The sequence below is a fragment of the Arthrobacter sp. 9V genome, assembly GCF_902506065.1.
In the GTDB taxonomy this organism is placed as follows: Bacteria; Actinomycetota; Actinomycetes; order Actinomycetales; family Micrococcaceae; genus Arthrobacter.
This window is the reverse complement of sequence record NZ_LR732912.1, coordinates 3,150,621-3,166,872: the sequence shown is the minus strand read 5'-3', so window position 1 is coordinate 3,166,872 and position 16,252 is coordinate 3,150,621. Positions and strand designations below refer to the sequence as shown.

The 16,252-nt window shown below is 62.8% G+C and carries 14 protein-coding genes and 1 pseudogene; 13 read left to right on the top strand and 2 right to left on the bottom strand.

All coding sequences use genetic code 11. The features are described 5' to 3' along the window. Window positions 1-82: 82 nt before the first annotated feature. From BACI9J_RS14620 to BACI9J_RS14610, 3 genes are read left to right on the top strand one after another with little or no spacing between them, the layout of a single operon-like run. Window positions 83-1,741 carry a sugar ABC transporter substrate-binding protein gene (locus tag BACI9J_RS14620; RefSeq protein WP_159735010.1) on the top strand — a complete coding sequence of 553 codons (1,659 nt, stop codon included), beginning with the start codon at window positions 83-85 and terminating at the stop codon, window positions 1,739-1,741. Window positions 1,742-1,793: 52 nt separating this feature from the next. Beyond that, window positions 1,794-2,852 (top strand): LacI family DNA-binding transcriptional regulator, encoded by a 1,059-nt coding sequence (locus BACI9J_RS14615; RefSeq protein WP_159735009.1) that lies wholly within the window; start codon window positions 1,794-1,796, stop codon window positions 2,850-2,852. Window positions 2,853-2,868: 16 nt separating this feature from the next. Further along, window positions 2,869-4,062, top strand: a complete 1,194-nt coding sequence (locus tag BACI9J_RS14610; RefSeq protein WP_159735008.1) for a Gfo/Idh/MocA family protein — start codon at window positions 2,869-2,871, stop codon at window positions 4,060-4,062. Between the two features lie 16 nt (window positions 4,063-4,078). On the opposite strand, the gene BACI9J_RS14605 is transcribed toward BACI9J_RS14610, so the two are convergent. Then, window positions 4,079-5,017 carry a LysR family transcriptional regulator gene (locus tag BACI9J_RS14605; RefSeq protein ID WP_159735007.1) on the bottom strand — a complete coding sequence of 313 codons (939 nt, stop codon included), beginning with the start codon at window positions 5,015-5,017 and terminating at the stop codon, window positions 4,079-4,081. Window positions 5,018-5,124: 107 nt separating this feature from the next. Between BACI9J_RS14605 and tdh the strand changes: the two genes are divergently transcribed. From tdh to BACI9J_RS14560, 9 genes are all read left to right on the top strand, one after another. After that, window positions 5,125-6,171 carry an L-threonine 3-dehydrogenase gene (gene tdh / locus BACI9J_RS14600; RefSeq protein ID WP_159735006.1) on the top strand — a complete coding sequence of 349 codons (1,047 nt, stop codon included), beginning with the start codon at window positions 5,125-5,127 and terminating at the stop codon, window positions 6,169-6,171. A gap of 61 nt (window positions 6,172-6,232) precedes the next feature. Then, window positions 6,233-7,426, top strand: coding sequence for a glycine C-acetyltransferase (locus BACI9J_RS14595; RefSeq protein ID WP_159735005.1), 1,194 nt, complete (start codon window positions 6,233-6,235; stop codon window positions 7,424-7,426). Between the two features lie 126 nt (window positions 7,427-7,552). Then, window positions 7,553-8,650 (top strand): NAD(P)/FAD-dependent oxidoreductase, encoded by a 1,098-nt coding sequence (locus tag BACI9J_RS14590; RefSeq protein ID WP_159735004.1) that lies wholly within the window; start codon window positions 7,553-7,555, stop codon window positions 8,648-8,650. A gap of 11 nt (window positions 8,651-8,661) precedes the next feature. Beyond that, complete coding sequence (hutI, locus tag BACI9J_RS14585) at window positions 8,662-9,909, top strand: imidazolonepropionase (RefSeq protein WP_159735003.1); 1,248 nt, start codon at window positions 8,662-8,664, stop codon at window positions 9,907-9,909. Window positions 9,910-10,127: 218 nt separating this feature from the next. Next, window positions 10,128-11,045 (top strand): SIS domain-containing protein, encoded by a 918-nt coding sequence (locus BACI9J_RS14580; protein WP_159735002.1) that lies wholly within the window; start codon window positions 10,128-10,130, stop codon window positions 11,043-11,045. 9 nt (window positions 11,046-11,054) lie between these two features. Then, window positions 11,055-12,035 carry an ROK family protein gene (locus tag BACI9J_RS14575; RefSeq protein WP_159735001.1) on the top strand — a complete coding sequence of 327 codons (981 nt, stop codon included), beginning with the start codon at window positions 11,055-11,057 and terminating at the stop codon, window positions 12,033-12,035. Beyond that, window positions 12,032-13,000 (top strand): 1-phosphofructokinase family hexose kinase, encoded by a 969-nt coding sequence (locus BACI9J_RS14570; protein WP_159735000.1) that lies wholly within the window; start codon window positions 12,032-12,034, stop codon window positions 12,998-13,000. Before BACI9J_RS14575 ends, BACI9J_RS14570 begins: the two co-directional genes overlap by 4 nt. After that, window positions 12,982-13,836 carry a class II fructose-bisphosphate aldolase gene (locus tag BACI9J_RS14565; protein ID WP_159734999.1) on the top strand — a complete coding sequence of 285 codons (855 nt, stop codon included), beginning with the start codon at window positions 12,982-12,984 and terminating at the stop codon, window positions 13,834-13,836. Before BACI9J_RS14570 ends, BACI9J_RS14565 begins: the two co-directional genes overlap by 19 nt. A gap of 23 nt (window positions 13,837-13,859) precedes the next feature. After that, window positions 13,860-14,651, top strand: coding sequence for a DeoR/GlpR family DNA-binding transcription regulator (locus BACI9J_RS14560; protein ID WP_159734998.1), 792 nt, complete (start codon window positions 13,860-13,862; stop codon window positions 14,649-14,651). Window positions 14,652-14,763: 112 nt separating this feature from the next. On the opposite strand, the pseudogene BACI9J_RS14555 reads toward BACI9J_RS14560, so the two are convergent. After that, a pseudogene (locus tag BACI9J_RS14555) lies at window positions 14,764-15,324 on the bottom strand (histidine phosphatase family protein); the annotation flags it as partial. 112 nt (window positions 15,325-15,436) lie between these two features. Between BACI9J_RS14555 and BACI9J_RS14550 the strand changes: the two are divergent. After that, entirely contained in the window at window positions 15,437-16,210 is a 774-nt protein-coding gene (locus tag BACI9J_RS14550) for a CPBP family intramembrane glutamic endopeptidase (RefSeq protein ID WP_159734996.1), read from the top strand. Window positions 16,211-16,252: the final 42 nt, after the last annotated feature.

The following is a 16,252-nucleotide window of genomic DNA, read 5'->3' as shown; positions in this document are numbered from 1 at the left end:
CCACCAAAAGCACAATCAAAAGCACGCCAACCAAAAGCACTCAAACCTTCTAGAAACGCATGTAACCAGAAAGGGTTATGCCATGACGCGCACTACCTCTCAGGCTGGGTTCAGCCGCCGCGGTTTCCTTGGCCTGGCAGGCCTGGCCGTGACCGCTGCAGGCTTGTCCGCCTGCGGTGGCGGCGGGGCCGCGGGCAATGGAGGCGCCGCAGCCTCCGCCTCGGTCAAGTTGCCCACGTACAAGGAATTCACCGGCGTCACTCCTGACATTGCCGGCAACGCCAAGGGCCTCCAAGCCGGCTACTTCAGACTGCCCAATGCTGTGCAGTCCGTAAAGACGCCGCCGCTCAAGGGCAAGGTGACCGGCTTGACTGAAACCTTCGACACCATGAGCCCGGGCCTGAAGGACAACCCCTTCTGGCAGCGCCTCAACGCCAAACTCGGTGGTGATTTGGAGCTGCAAATCGCCGAAGACATCGGAGACGGCTACCCGGCGAAGTTCGCCACCGTTCTAGCCAGTAACGATCTCCCGGACATGATGTGGGTTCCGCCCAACCAGGGCATCCCCAACGTCGGTCCCATGCTGGAAGCCAAGTTCCAGGACCTGACGCCCTACCTCTCCGGTGACGCCGTCCTTGAGTACCCCAATCTGGCCGCACTTAAACCTGATTCCTGGAAGACCGCCGTCGTGAACGGGAAGATCTGGGGTGCGCCCATCCCGAGCACCCCGTTCGGACAGGTGTACTTGGGCAACCACGATATGTGGGCGAAGGTGGGTGGCTTTGAAGCAGCCAGCGCCGACGAGTTCCTCGAGAAGGCCAAGGAGTTGACCCGGCCGGCCGATCAGCAGTACGCGCTGGAACCGGCCTACATCAACGCCCTCCACATGGTCACCGAATGGTTTGGTGCTCCGAACAGCTGGGCGGTCAACAAGGACCGCACCCTCACCCATCTTTACGAAACCGATGAGTACCTGGCCGGTGTGGAGTTCACGGCCAAGATGTTCGCAGCAGGTGTCTTCTACCCGGATTCCAAAGCAACTGACATCCGTTCACGCGTAGCCAACGGCAGCGTGGGGGCCCAGGTTGTGGTGGGCCCCCACGACATCCGCAGCTACCGTGCATTGAACAAGGACACCCGGTTCGACATTCTCATCCCGTTCAGCGCCGACGGCAAGGTCAAGCCCGTCTACGACATGGGCTATGGAACCGTAGGCTTCACGCCGTTCAAGAAGGCCGAGGAGGGCAAGATCCGCGAATTGCTCTCGCTCATCAACTACTTGTCCGCCCCGTTCGGAACTGTGGAGTACATGCAGAAGAACTTCGGCGAACTGGGCGAGGACTACACCATTGACGGCTCCGGTAATCCGGTACGCACTGAGACAGGGACAACCAACGCTCCGGGCCTGGTCTCGGCATTGAACATCATGTCCAGCCCCGAAAACGTCATCTTCAACCCGGGATTCGACGACGACACCCGGTACGTCAGCCAGCAGGAAGAAAAACTCCTCGAATTTGCGTGGCGCAACCCCACCAACGGTTCCTACTCGGACACCAACGCCAAGGTGGGTGCCAAGATCACCAAGCAACTGCGCGACAAGGTTGTGGACATCATCACCGGCCGCGCCAAGATCGACGAACTCAAGGACGCGGTGAAGCGCTGGAAGAGCGAAGGAGGGGACAAAATGCGCGACGAGTACCAGGCCGCGTTGGACCCTGACGCTCCCGTCTTCAGGAGCTAGCCTCAAAACAACAACGAACCACCGCGATCCAAAGAACACAGCAGGGGGAACCATGGCAAAAACGAGCAACACCGGAGTCAGGCCAACCATCCGTATGGTGGCCGAACTGGCCGGCGTCTCCACCGCCACGGTCTCCTATGTCTTGTCAGGCCGCCGGGGCGATGGCGGCCCCGGGGTTTCGGATCCGACGGCGGAGAAGGTCAAGGCAGCTGCTGAGCGGCTTGGCTACCGCCCCAACCAGGCGGCCCGGGCCATCCGCACCGGCCGGACCAACACCGTGATCCTGTCGCTGACCATGCTTTCGGATCCTTGGTCCTTGTCCGTCATTGAGGCAGTGCAGAAGGCGGCGGGTCCGCTGGGGATCACGCCGATGATCCTGGGTGACGCCGATTGGGTCAAGGTGCTCGGCACGCACAATGCCGATGCTGTGTTCGTGGATGCAGTCCGTCCTGAACAGCGGGATGCCCTTCGTCAGCTTGCGCAGCACGGAACAACGTTGGTGGTTTTTGACGAGGAAGTACAAGCCGAGGGTTTTGACGTCATCCGTTCCATTGCCGGGCCGGGCTGCCGGATGGCCGTGGAGCACCTGCTCCACGGCCATCGCAGGATCGCTTGTTTGACTCCTGCCACGCCGGACGGCACATCCGGCGGCACCAGGTACCGTGCCTATGCCCAGGCGCTGGAACACGCGGGCGTCGAAGAACGCGAAGATTTTGTGGGCCTCTTCGATGGCACCAGTGCCGGGGCGTACGCTGCGGCAACCCGGCTGCTCACCATGCCGGACCGCCCCACGGCCATCTACGCCACCACGGATTACGCAGCGGTCAGTGCCATCAATGCCGCCCAGCGCTTGGGCCTGGCGGTAGGTGCGGACGTGGACATCATCGGCGTGGGCAACACCGTGGAGGGCGAACGGATGTCGCCGTCCCTGAGCACCGTGGGCCCGGTTGACTTCTTCGACAAACTCGCACGGCTGCTCCTGCAGCGGGCAACGGGCCCGGCTGACCCCGCAGCTGCTACGGCTGAGACCCCCGGTGTCCTCGACTTCCCCTGGCACTTGTTCGTGCGCGAATCCGCGCCGCACCGCAGTGCCGCAACCAGACTTTACTAAGAACAGCAGAAGGATATTGCACACCATGGAAAAGGATTTGAAGGTCGGCATCGTAGGTTTTGGCCTGCGGTCAGGGCTGTGGAAGCACGCCCATAAGCCGGGCCAAGGCTCGGAGGTTACCGTTGTGTGTGACCTGAGCGAACGTGGCCGGGCGGACGCGGCTGAACGCATCCCATCGGCGCGCGTCACGGAAGACCTTGAAGAACTGCTGGGCAGCGGGATCGACGCTGTCCTGGTCCTGACCCCCGATAACCAGCACGCTGCCGTCGCCGTTCGCACGCTCAAGGCCGGCATTCCCACCTTCTGCGAGAAGCCCCTGGATATCACGGTTGAGGCGGCGGACCGGATCCTGGCAACGGCCTACGAAACCGGAACCCGCCTGTACGTTGGCCACAACATGCGCCATATGCCGGTTGTTGTGCAGATGCGCGAACTCATTGAAGAAGGCCGCATTGGCGAGGTCAAGGCGGTCTGGTGCCGGCACTTTGTAGGGCATGGCGGTGACTATTACTTCAAGGATTGGCATGCCCAACGTGCCAACGTAACCTCGCTCCTGCTCCAAAAAGGCGCCCACGACATCGATGTGATCCACTGGCTTGCCGGCGGCTACACCAAGCGGGTTGCCGCCGTCGGGGATCTCGCCGTCTACGGCGACGTCACCAACCGGAGCAATAACGCCGGTAAGCGCATGGGGGATTGGTTCTCCATGGACAATTGGCCGCCCACGGAGCAGAAGGACCTGGCGGAGGTGATTGATGTGGAGGACATCTCCATGATGAACATGGTGCTGGATAACGGCGTGCTGGCCAGCTACCAGCAGTGCCATTTCACTCCGGACTATTGGCGTAACTACACCGTGATCGGTACCAAAGGCCGCATTGAGAACCTCGGCGACGGGCCCGGCGAGAGCATCAACGTCTGGACCAGCCGTTCGTCCGGTTACGCCGCTCCTGATGAAGTCATCACCATCAAGGACGGCGAAGGCGGCCACGGCGGAGCGGATCCACGCTTGATCGAGGAGTTCCTGCATTTCGCGTCCCGGGGCGGCCGGACCACCACTAGCCCGATTGCCGCGCGGCAGGCAGTAGTGGCCGGTATCCTCGCGGCGGAATCTCTCCGCGGTGACGGCTCTGCCCGCGAGGTACCGGAGCTCCCTGCCGAACTGGTGGAGTATTTCGACGCCGGTCAGCCCGCCTTGGTCCGCGACTGACGCCACGACCCGGGGGTCAGCTCGGGCTGGAGAGCTCCACAAGCTCGGTCATGACGGTTTGAAGTGACTCGCAAACCGTCATGACCGATTTCCGTTTGAGCGTCTCGGGCCGGGCAAGGATGTCGATCTTGCGCACCGAGTTCACTCCGGACAGCGGACGCAGCACCACACCGGCATCCAGTACGCGGCGCGCGGTGAAGCGCGGAAGCAGCCCGATCGCGCCACCGGCGGACACCAGCGCCGCGACGGTGGAGTAGTCGTTGATGCGGTGCAGTACCTCGGCCGGCCTGCCACTCACGGCAACGACGGCGGCCAGCACGTCAGCGGGCGAGTACCCATCGCGGCTGGTCACCCATGGTTCATCCACGACGTCGGAGGGCTCCAGTTCGCGCCGGGCCGCCAGCGGGTGATCTGCCGGGAGGGCAATATCCAACGGCTCGTCAGCCAAGGGAATCATCGCTACTTTGTCCTCGGGCCAGGACGGGCTGTTATCCATCCTGTGCGCCAAAACCAGGTCATACCGGGCGGCCAACCCGGGGAAGTCCTCCTGGGCCACGTCCTCATCCGAGAGTCGCAGGCGTGGTGACTTGCCGCCGTCGGACGCTGTCCCGGACGCCAAATGCGCTGCCAACGGAGCGAACAGTGCCTGGCCCGCGCTGTGAAAAGCGCTCACACTCACCGGCGCATCAGGAGCGTCGTGATACGCGCCGATCGCAGCGCGCGCATCGGCCATGGCGTTGACGACGGCGGCACCCGCCTCGGCGAGCACGCGGCCTGCGTCGGTGAGGACCAAGGCCCTGCCTTCTTTGCGTGTCAACGGCACGTCCACGGACTTCTGGAGCAGCGCGAGCTGTTGCGAAACTGCAGAAGGAGTCACCATAAGGGTCTCCGCGACGGCCTTGACGCTGCCAAGGTCTCCAAGCTCACGAAGCATCTGCAACTGGTGAATTTCCATTAGCAAATCCTAAATCGTTGATTGAGAAGAATCTAGTTGTGCTAAATCGTTACCGGCGCTCTAATGGACTCAGCAGCAGCGAAGCAGCCCAGGCAGTGAGGAATCCCATGAAGGCTCTCTACAAATCCGGACCCCACGCAGGGTTCGAACTCGTCGAACGTCCCGAGCCCGAAGCGGGCCCCGGCGACGTCAAGATCCGTGTGATGACCACCGGCATCTGCGGCACCGACCTCCACATTCAAAGTTGGGACGCCTGGGCGCAAAGCATCATAGAAACGCCGCTCATCGCCGGGCACGAGTTCTATGGCGAAGTCGTGGAAATCGGCGAGGACGTGCGGGACGTCAAGGTGGGGGACAGGGTCTCCGGCGAGGGCCACGTTGTCTGCGGTATCTGCCGTAACTGCCGTGCCGGACGCCGCCAGATGTGCATCCACACCGTCTCGGTGGGAGTGCAGCGCGATGGTGCATTTGCTGAATACGTCGTGATTCCGGAGACCAACGTCTGGGTGCACCATGACGAGTCCGTCACCCCTGAACTCGGTGCCATCTTCGACCCCTTCGGCAACGCTGTCCACACCGCATTGAGCTTCCCGTTGGTGGGCGAAGACGTCCTCATCACCGGCGCCGGACCCATTGGCCTGATGGCAATCGCCGTCGCCCGCCACGCCGGTGCCCGCAAGATCGCCATCACTGACGTCTCAGCCCCGCGGCTGGAACTGGCCCGGCAGATGGGCGTGGACCTCGCCGTGGACGTCTCCAAGATGCGCGTCCGCGAGGCGCAGCAGGAACTGGGCATGCGTGAAGGCTTCGACATCGGGCTGGAAATGTCGGGACACCCCACGGCCCTGCCTGAGATGATCGACAACATGAACCACGGCGGACGCATCGCCATGCTCGGCCTTCCCAGCCAGTCCATCGACATCGACTGGGGCAAGGTAGTCACCCACATGCTCACGCTCAAGGGCATCTACGGCCGCGAAATGTTCGAGACCTGGTACGCCATGAGCGCCATGTTGTCCTCCAACCCGGTGCTGCACCGCAGTATCTCGGCAGTGGTCACCGACAAGCTGTCCGCCTCGGATTGGGAAAAGGGTTTCGAGATCGCCCGCAACGGCACCGGCGGAAAAGTTGTCCTCGACTGGACCGAACTGTAACCGGACCGAACCGTAGCCTGGCCCACCGGCACCCGGACCCAACCAAGACTTTAGGAGCACCATGTATTCAGCCATCAAAGACCAGCTGCAGGGCGAATTGGACGAGATCCGCAGCGCCGGACTCTTCAAGACCGAACGCCACATCGATTCCCCCCAAGCCAGCCACATCGCCGCCGGCCAACTGGGCCAGCCGGCCAACAAAGTCCTGAACTTCTGCGCCAACAACTACCTCGGCCTGGCAGATCATCCGGACATCATTTCCGCAGCCAAGTCCGCCATGGACGAGCGCGGCTTCGGCATGGCCTCTGTGCGCTTCATTTGCGGCACTCAGGACTTGCACCTAGAACTCGAGACCCGCGTCTCCAAGTTCTTGGGAACCGAAGACACCATCCTCTTCTCAAGTTGCTTCGACGCCAACGGCGGCGTCTTCGAGTCGCTGTTCGGCCCCGAAGACGCCATCATTTCGGACTCGCTGAACCACGCGTCCATCATTGACGGGATCCGCCTGAGCAAGGCCAAGCGCTTCCGCTACGCCAATCAGGATATGGCCGATCTCGAAGCCAAGCTGGTTGAAGCCGAGGGCTCCCGCCGGAAGATCATCGTCACGGACGGCGTGTTCTCCATGGACGGCTACCTGGCACCCCTTGAAGCCATTTGCGATCTCGCCGAGAAACACGACGCCCTGGTCATGGTGGACGACTCCCACGCCGTCGGCTTCATGGGCCCCACCGGCGCCGGCACCCCTGAGCATGCAGGTGTTTCCGAGCGCGTGGACATCTATACCGGCACCTTCGGCAAGGCCCTTGGCGGCGCCTCCGGCGGATATGTTTCCGGCCGCGGCGAGATCGTGGCGATGCTCCGTCAGAAGGCCCGGCCCTACCTGTTCTCCAACTCCCTTGCCCCGGCAATTGTTGCGGCCACCATCAAGGCGATCGAGCTCGTGCAGGAATCCGGCGAACTCCGGACCCGCCTGTTCGAGAACGCGTCACTGTTCCGTCGCCGCATGAGCGAGGAAGGCTTCGAGCTCCTCGACGGCGAGCACGCCATCATCCCCGTCATGTTCGGTGACGCCGTCATGGCTGCCAAGGTGGCTGACGAGATGCTCAACAACGGCGTCTTCGTCACGGCCTTCAGCTTCCCTGTGGTGCCCAGGGGCGCAGCGCGGATCCGCGTTCAGCTCTCCGCTGCGCACAGCACGGACGACGTCGAAGCGTGCGTTCAGGCGTTCGTCAAGAGTCGCGCCGCAGTCGCCTAAGCCAACGCTCACTCACATCCCCAGGGCTTAAACCCAACGGTCTCTCACTTGCTTGACGAAAGTGAGAGACCGTTCGGCTGAAGGGCTAGGGATGTGAGAGAGGATCGGGTCTGACAGGATGGACCCATGGCTTCGAATTATGACGTGGTAATCGTTGGCGGCGGTATTGCGGGTCTGTCCTTGGCAGCGGCTCTGGTGGGCCGATGCACTGTTGCACTCGTCGAAGCTGAACAGTCCCTGGCTTTCCACACGTCCTCCCGCTCCGCCAGGCAACTGATACCGAGCTACGGTCCGGCTGTAGTGCAGGAGCTGACCCGGCGGACGCTCCACCTGCTGGGGGAGCGGGATGCGCGGGCCGCCGAACCCATCCTCACACCCCGTGGCTTCATGCTGGTGGGAGACGAATCGACGGTACAGGCCGAGGCCAGCGGCAACATGCACGCCATCACCCACGACGAAGCGATGCAGCTCTGCCCCGCCCTCAAGCCGGATTCCTTCACGGCGGCCGGCCTCGATGACGGCTCCTTCGGCTGCAACGCACCCCTGTTGCTGGAGGAACACCGCAGGACGGCCGAAGCTGCAGGTGTGGACATCATCACCGGTGCCAAAGTGCACTCCGCCCAGCGCTTGGGGAGCGGCTGGCAAGTGGGGGCAGGCACCGAAGGGTTCCAGTCCGGCGTCGTGGTTAATGCGGCAGGTGCTTGGGCGGACGAGCTGGCCGTCATCAGCGGCGTGGAAAAGCTGGGATTGCAGCCCTATAGGCGTACCGCTGCGATCGTCAACGTCCAGACCCCATTGGCGCCGGAAACACCCATGGTCTGCGCCGCCGATGACACCTTTTACTTCCGCGCCGAGGGCAATCAGGTGCTCATTTCTCCGTCTGAAACCGTGCCGAGCGGAGCCGAGGACGCCAAGCCCTACCCCGGGGACGTGGAAACGTTGATAGCCAAACTCAACACTGTCACATCCTTGGGCATCGGCTCAGTGGAGCGTGCCTGGACGGGCCTCCGGACGGAAGCTGCCGACGGAATTCCCGTAGTGGGTTTCGACGCCGAAGCGCCCGGCTTCTTCTGGCTCGCCGGCCAAGGGGGCTACGGTTTCCAAACGTCCTCAGCGATTGCCGAACTGGCGGCGGCACTGATTCTTGGCGAAGTACAGGATGACAGTCCGGAATCCCGGACAGCGGAGCAGCTGGCAGCCGTACGCTGGTCCATCCGGCGCTGAACAATAGGCTCATGAGCGGAAACACGAACGGGCAAAGCAGCGCCGGGCCTGCCACATTGATCACCAACATCGGCGAATTGATGACCCAGGACCTCGAATGCAGGGTCCTGAAGGATGCAGCCGTGGTGATCGAGGGCGAGCGCATTGCCTGGGTGGGGTCAAGCAAGGATGCCCCGCCAGCCGATCAACGCGTTGACGCCGAGGGCCGCGCCGTCCTGCCCGGCTGGGTGGATTCGCACTCTCATCTGGTCTTCGCAGGGGACCGCACAGCTGAATTTGAAGCCCGCATGGCCGGCCAAAGCTACAGTGCCGGGGGAATCGCCGTGACCACAGACGCCACCCGTAGCGTCAGTGACCAGGAACTCACCTGCCTTGTGCGGGAGCGTGTGGCTGAAGCAGTCTCCCAGGGAACCACATACCTGGAGAGCAAGACGGGCTACGGACTCGATGTCAAGAATGAGGCTCGCAGCGCCCGCATCGCTGCAGCTGAAGTGGACGAGGTCACCTATCTTGGGGCTCATTTGGTGCCCGCAGGTTCTGATCCCGAGGAATACACGGATCTGGTGTGCGGCCCCATGCTCGATGCCGTCCTGCCGCATGTCCGCTGGGCTGATGTGTTCTGCGAGCGCGGCGCGTTCACCGAAGACCAGTCGCGGCGTGTTCTCTTGGCTGCCCGGGACGCCGGCCTGGGGTTGAGGGTGCACGGTAACCAGTTGGGTGAGGGGCCGGGCGTGGCATTGGCTGTTGAGTTCGCGGCTGCAAGCGTGGACCACGTGAATTACCTCTCGGACAAGGACATCTCCGCGCTCGCAGGAACGTGGGCCGGGTGGGACCCCGCCACAGGCCAGGGAACCAAGGGCACCACTGCAACCTGTCTCCCTGCTTGCGATCTTTCAACCCGCCAACCCTTGGCGCCGGGCCGTGAGCTGATTGACGCCGGAGTGCAGATTGCGCTGGCTGCCAACTGCAACCCAGGCACCTCGTACACCAGTTCCATGGCCTTCTGCGTCACCACGGCCGTCCTCCAGATGCACTTGAGCGTCCATGAGGCCGTCCGTGCGGCAACGTATGGCGGCGCCTTGGCGCTGGGCAGGGAGTCCGGTAACGACGTCGACGGCGAACGGGCGGTGGGTTCGCTCGCCGTCGGACATCGGGCGGACTTGCACATGCTCAAGGCGCCGTCGGCCACGCATCTTGCATACCGTCCGGGGATCCCGCTGACTCATGGGGTGTGGCGGGCGGGTGTGCGCGTGGTCTAGCGAAAGACCCGACGGCGAAAATTTGGCTTCTTTGGGAGGCTGGGGAGGGCGGTGTTCCGAGTGGAACACCGCCCTCCTTTCGTTTGAGGTTTGGGACGGGATGGTCCCGCAGAGTTGATCGGTCTTTACCCATGGATGATCCTTGTGAGATCGAAAATGATCGTTTAGTGTTTCTATAGATCAGAAAACGTCATTAGCTGAGCGGGAGCGGAAACACGATGAGCGAGAACACACTGGGCGCCTTCATGGAAGAAGAGCTGGTTTCCCAACCCGAGGTCTGGCAGCGCGCGGTGGATCAGGCCCACTTGGAACAGTTGCTTCCTTCGGACGGCCAGCGCATTGCCGTCATCGGCTGTGGCACGTCCTGGTTCATGGCTCAGAGCTACGCCGCCGCCCGCGAATCCACCGGCAAAGGGGTCACAGATGCATTCGCCGCGTCCGAGGCTTTCCTCAACAGCAACAGCGCCGGCCGGCAATACGACGCCGTTGTGGCCATCACCCGGTCAGGCACCACCACCGAGGTGCTGCAGGTTCTGGCTGAGTTGAAGGGGATCGTCCCCACCATTGCGATCATCGGCGACACTTCTTCGCCGATCGTCGAGCTGGCAGACGTGGTGATTGGACTCCCATATGCCGATGAGCGGTCCGTGGTGCAGACCCGCTTCGCCACCACAGCACTGGTGTACATGCTGTCCAGCCTTGGCATCGATGTGCAGCAGGCTATCGACGATGCCCGCGACGCGGTGACTGCCCCGGTCTCCGAGGAACTCCTGGATGCCGAACAGTTCACCTTCCTTGGTACTGGCTGGACCGTTGGATTGGCCCACGAGGCCGGCTTGAAGATGCGCGAAGCCGTGCAAGGGTGGACCGAGTCCTACCCTGCCAAGGAATACCGTCACGGCCCTATCTCCATTGCGGCTCCCGGACGTGTCACCTGGCTGTTCGGAGCCCAGCCCGAGGGTCTTGACAGTGACATGGCCGTCACCGGCGCACTCTACATCCACACGGAAAAGCATCCGCTGGCTGAACTTGCACGTGTCCACAAAGTCACACTGGAGCGCGCACGCGTTCGTGGACTGAATCCGGATCTACCCCGCAACCTGACGCGCTCCGTTATTCTCGACGCCTCCGCCTAGGCACCGATCATGGTTCTCGGATCCGCGGAATCAGCGGTCCTTTCCTTCGATGTTGGCGGTACAGACATCAAGGCTGGTTTGGTGGATGCAAGGGGGGCCGTCCTGGGCATGCGCCGCGTCCCCACGCCGTTGGACCCGGCCCGCCCGGGCGAAGCTGTTCTTGACAGGCTCGCTGAACTGAAAGACGAGTTGGCCTCGGAGTTCCCTCAGGCCCCTGCCAAAGCGGCGGGAATCATCGTCCCCGGAATCGTTGACTCAGTGGCAGGAGTGGGCGTCTACTCCGCCAACCTCGGGTGGCGTAACTTCCCGTTCACCGCAGAGGCTGAAAAGCGGCTGGGCATCCCCGTTGCCTTTGATCACGATGTCCGTTCCGCTGCCGCCGTGGAGCACAGCTTCGGGGGGTCCAAAGAGTACAGGGACGTTGTGGTGATGGTGGTGGGAACCGGCATTGCCGCAGCTGTGTTCTCAGGCGGCAAGGCTGTTACCGCCGGCGGTTTCGCCGGCGAACTGGGCCACGCCCAGGTTCCGGACCCCGACGCCGGACACGGCACCACCGGCTCCACCATTTTGGAAGCAGTAGGCTCAGCCGGAGCCATTGCCAAGCGGTATCACAGGGCTTCGGGAAACAGGGTTGACGGTGCGCGCGGCGTTCTTCTGCGGGCGAGCGCAGGGGATTCAATCGCTGCCAGGATCTGGGCTGACGCCGTTGATGCCCTGGCGTTCACCATCTGCCAATGCGTGAACATCATCGGAACTGAAGCCGTGGTACTGGGCGGAGGCCTCGCTGAAGCCGGAGACGATCTGCTTGAGCCGCTGCGTAAACGTGTTGACGGAATGCTGGACTTCCAGCGCAGGCCCCAACTCATCCGTGCCCAGTTGGGACAGGACGCCGGGTTGCTGGGCGCGGCCCTGAACGCCCGGGCACTTCTGGAAGCCGCACGACCGGAAGAAACACGACTGGAAGAAACACGATTGGGAGGCACACCTTGAAGCGAGCCGATGTGAACCGCATCATCACCGTCACTGCCAACCCTGCAATTGACATGACCTACACCGTCCACGGGATCACCGAGGGTTCAAGCCACCGAGTGCCAACGCCCTTGAGCCGGGCCGGCGGTAAGGGCATCAACGTAGCCCGGGTCACCCACCAACTCGGCTACCCCGTGCTCGCCATTGCCCCCACCGGCGGTGCGGCAGGGCAGACCTTGGCGGCCGAACTATGGACCAGCGGCGTGCCGCACACGCTGGTGGGAGTCGCGGCCGAGACCCGGCGCAGCATCGCCCTGGTGGACACCGTTGCGGGGGAAACGTCCATCTTCAATGAAGAGGGCCAAGCACTTCTGCCGGACGACTGGCGCTCCCTCCGGATGGCCGTGGTTGAGGCCGTGAGCGGAAACCGGAACCTGCAAGCCTCCGTGCTGGTGGGTTCGGGAAGTCTACCGCCGGGCGCGCCCGCGGACTTTTATCCGGAACTGGTACGCCTGGCTCACGACGCCGGCATCCCGGCCATCATCGACACCTCCGGCCCCGGAATCATCGCCGCAGCCAAAGCCGGCGCCGACATCCTCAAGCCGAACCATCACGAGCTCGCCGAGGCGACGGGGGAGTCCAGCCTTGAAGCGGCCGCCCTCGCGCTGATCGACATGGGTGCCCGCACCGTCCTGGTCAGCGCCGGCGCGGACGGCATGCTCGCCTTCGACCACGCCGCCCCGGGCGGTTACTGGAGCGCACGCCTGCCCGAAGCGCTCAGCGGCAACCCCACAGGGGCGGGCGACGCCGGTGTGGCGGCTGCCGCCGTCGCACTCGCCGAAGGCATCACCGAGCCGCGGGAGATTCTTCGCCGGGCCACCGCGTGGTCTGCAGCAGCTGTGCTCATGCCGGCCGCAGGTGAAATCTCGCCGCGTTACCAGGAGCTTCAGGACACATTGATCGTGGCATGGGAGGAGACCCGGTGACACTGGTCAATACACGCGAACTCATGGACAGGGCTGCCGCCGCGGGCACGGGGCAGGGCGCGTTCAACATCATCCACATAGAAACGGCCGAAGGCCTGGTGGCCGGGGCGGAAGCAGCCGGCGTTCCGCTGATCCTGCAAATCTCGGAGAACTGCGCCAAGTATCACGGTGGACTCGAACCCATTGCAGCGGCCGCCCTGGCGATTGCCCGTTCGGCTGCCGTCCCCGTCGCGCTCCACCTGGACCATGCAGAATCCGAAGACCTGGCGCTCGCCGCCGTGGACCTGGGATTCGGTTCGGTCATGTACGACGGCGCACATCTGCCGTACGAATTCAACGTCGAAGTCACACAACGGGTCGCCACCTACGCCCACGAGCGCGGTGTCTATGTTGAAGCGGAGCTCGGAAAAGTGGGTGGCAAGGACGGAGCCCACGCTCCCGGCGTCAGAACAGATCCCGCCGAGGCCAGCGCATTCGTCGAGGCAACAGGCGTGGACGCACTCGCCGTGGCGGTGGGCTCATCCCATGCCATGACCGAACGCAATGCCGCCTTGGACCTGAACCTCATTACCAGGCTGAAGACCACGGTGGGAAAGCCACTGGTCCTCCACGGCTCTTCCGGTGTGACAGATGACATGCTCATGGCTGCTATCCGCGCGGGTATGACTAAGATCAACGTATCCACACATTTGAACGGGTTCTTTACCCGCGCCGTCCGTGAGTATCTCGATGCCAACCCTGCAGTGGTGGATTCCCGGAAATACATCAAGGCCGGCCGGGATGCCCTTGTGCTGGAGTCCGCACGTATGCTGACGCTGTTCGCCAAAGCGAATTAGCTCGAACCCGCGAAAGGCTCGTCATGACCCGCACCGATCGGCTGACCGCCATACTCGACCTCCTGGCCGAGTCCGGCCATGTGGAAGTCGAGGACATCGTGACACGCCTGGGCGTCTCCCCTGCCACGGCACGCAGGGATCTTGACAGCCTGGCCAAGCAGCGGTTGCTGAGCCGGACCCGCGGCGGTGCCACTACCGGTTCCGTGGCATACGACCTCCCCGGCCGTTACAACCGTGATGACCATGCTGAGGCCAAACAGGAAATTGCCCTGGCCGCTTCGGCGTTGATCCGGCCCGGGGCAGTCATTGGCCTGAGCGGCGGGACAACCAACACCGCGCTGGCTCAACTGCTGTCCACCCGCGAGGACCTCAACGCACCCTCAAACCGGCCCACCCTTACCGTGGTGACCAATGCGATCAACATCGCCTCGCAGCTGGCGGTCCGCCCGAACATCAAAATCATGGTCACCGGCGGGATCCTCAACCCGCGCTCCTACGAGCTGGTGGGTCCTTACACGGACGTCATCATGCAAAAAGTTGCCTTGGACATTGCCTTTATTGGCGTTAACGGGGTGGATCCGGATCTTGGACCCACCATCACCGACGAAGGTGAAGCAATGGTCAACACCGTGATGGCACGCCGGGCCACGGAATCCTACGTTGTGGCCGACTCCTCCAAAGTGGGCCGCCGTTCCTTTGCGGCCATGTCAGGCTACGATTTCAGGCACCTCATCACGGACTCCGGTATCAGCGCCGAACACAAAGCTGCGTTTGAAGCCAAAGGAACGGAAGTCATCGTCGCACCAGCCGGCTGAGGCTGTTCAGGGACACCTAGAAACGCATCCGTGGGGCGTGCAGCACCGAGTCGTCCACTTCCCTGGGCACCCACTGGCTGAACGGTATATCCAGGCTGTACTGCTCGTCGTCGTTCCTAACCAGTGTGCGCAACTCGGCGTTGTCCGGGTTGTTGAGCGACTCGAAGTATTCCACCGTCCAGTGGAACCACCGCATGCAGAACAGGCGCATGGTCAACCCGTGCGTCACCAGGAGCGTGTTGGGAGCGTAGGTGGGTTTCTGCCAATGCCTATAAAGTGTCTCCATGAAAGATGACACCCGGTCATAGACGTCCGAGCCGGACTCACCTTCACGGAACCGATAGAAAAAGTGGCCGTAAAGGTTGCGCAATTCTTTCTGGTCCTCGATGTCCCCGGCGATCTGGAAGTTGGCCCAGTCCTGTTCGCGAAGCCGTGGTTCCTCGATCACCCTCTCCACCAATGAGCCAAGGTTCATGGCTTCGAGGGTTTGGTAGGCGCGCAGGTACGGGGAGACGTAGACGCACACTTGCTCTCCGTCGAGCTTTAGGCGCAAGTCCTCCCCGGCAATTCGCGCCTGCTCCACTCCCAGGTCCGTTAAGGGGATCCGGTAGTCCGGCACGCGGTTATAGATGGTGGTGTCGGCATTAGCGGCCGACTGTCCGTGCCGGATCATGAAGATTCTCTCAGGGGCGCCCATCCCACCAAGCATAGGGTGCTCCCACGTGTGGTCCGGCAAGGTGTGCGGTTCCCGGCAAAGTGGCAGGTAGTAAGGGCAAGATAGGTACATGTTCCTTGCTTCCCGCCGCCGTCTGCGAGCCGAAGTACTTATTGTGCTGGGCTTGTCCCTGGGCCAGTCGGCCGTTTACTCCGTGGTGCAGTTGCTGGACAAGATGTCGCGGGCACCCTTGGCTGATGCCACCTCAACGCTGAACAGATCCCAAAGCACCCGCGAGTACTTTGACCTCACTTATCAACTTCTGGACATCGTGTTCGCGCTGGTGCCCGTTGCCTTGGTTTTCTATTTCCTGTCCACCTACCTTCCCGGCGCCAAGGATGGCGTGGCCGCCTCAGCATTTGCCCGGCTGGGTTTCAACTTTGCCCGGCCCGGCAAAGACCTCCTCCAAGGTGTTGGCCTGGCTGCTGCGATTGGCATCCCGTCACTCGGGCTCTACGCCGCCGGCCGTGCCTTGGGAATCACCACCGCCATTGTGCCCAGTGGGCTGGACTCCTACTGGTGGACGGTGCCGGTGCTCATCCTCTCCGCCATGCGCCACGCGATAGTGGAAGAAGTGATCGTGGTGGGCTACCTCCTGGACCGCTTCGGCAAGTTCGGGTGGAGCGCGCCGGCAGCAATCGTGGTCAGTGCTCTCCTGCGCGGAAGCTATCACTTGTACCAAGGCTTCGGACCGTTCATAGGGAACGTGGTGATGGGCTTGGTTTTCGCGTGGATCTACACAAAAACCAAGCGCGTGATGCCCTTGGTCATTGCCCACGCGCTGCTGGACATTGTGGCGTTCGTAGGATTCAGCCTGTTCGGCAAGGCAGTAGGCCTGGGCTAGCAGTGGTGGTTAAAAGTATCCGGCCGCCATCGGTGGGTGACG

Coding starts and splice junctions, on each gene's coding strand:
- BACI9J_RS14575 (WP_159735001.1), top strand. CDS start 11,055: ATGGTTCTCGGATCCGCGGAATCAGCGGTCCTTTCCTTCGATGTTGGC.
- BACI9J_RS14550 (WP_159734996.1), top strand. CDS start 15,437: ATGTTCCTTGCTTCCCGCCGCCGTCTGCGAGCCGAAGTACTTATTGTG.
- BACI9J_RS14605 (WP_159735007.1), bottom strand. CDS start 5,017: ATGGAAATTCACCAGTTGCAGATGCTTCGTGAGCTTGGAGACCTTGGC.
- BACI9J_RS14595 (WP_159735005.1), top strand. CDS start 6,233: ATGTATTCAGCCATCAAAGACCAGCTGCAGGGCGAATTGGACGAGATC.
- hutI (WP_159735003.1), top strand. CDS start 8,662: ATGAGCGGAAACACGAACGGGCAAAGCAGCGCCGGGCCTGCCACATTG.
- BACI9J_RS14560 (WP_159734998.1), top strand. CDS start 13,860: ATGACCCGCACCGATCGGCTGACCGCCATACTCGACCTCCTGGCCGAG.
- BACI9J_RS14615 (WP_159735009.1), top strand. CDS start 1,794: ATGGCAAAAACGAGCAACACCGGAGTCAGGCCAACCATCCGTATGGTG.
- BACI9J_RS14565 (WP_159734999.1), top strand. CDS start 12,982: ATGGGAGGAGACCCGGTGACACTGGTCAATACACGCGAACTCATGGAC.
- BACI9J_RS14580 (WP_159735002.1), top strand. CDS start 10,128: ATGAGCGAGAACACACTGGGCGCCTTCATGGAAGAAGAGCTGGTTTCC.
- BACI9J_RS14620 (WP_159735010.1), top strand. CDS start 83: ATGACGCGCACTACCTCTCAGGCTGGGTTCAGCCGCCGCGGTTTCCTT.
- BACI9J_RS14590 (WP_159735004.1), top strand. CDS start 7,553: ATGGCTTCGAATTATGACGTGGTAATCGTTGGCGGCGGTATTGCGGGT.
- tdh (WP_159735006.1), top strand. CDS start 5,125: ATGAAGGCTCTCTACAAATCCGGACCCCACGCAGGGTTCGAACTCGTC.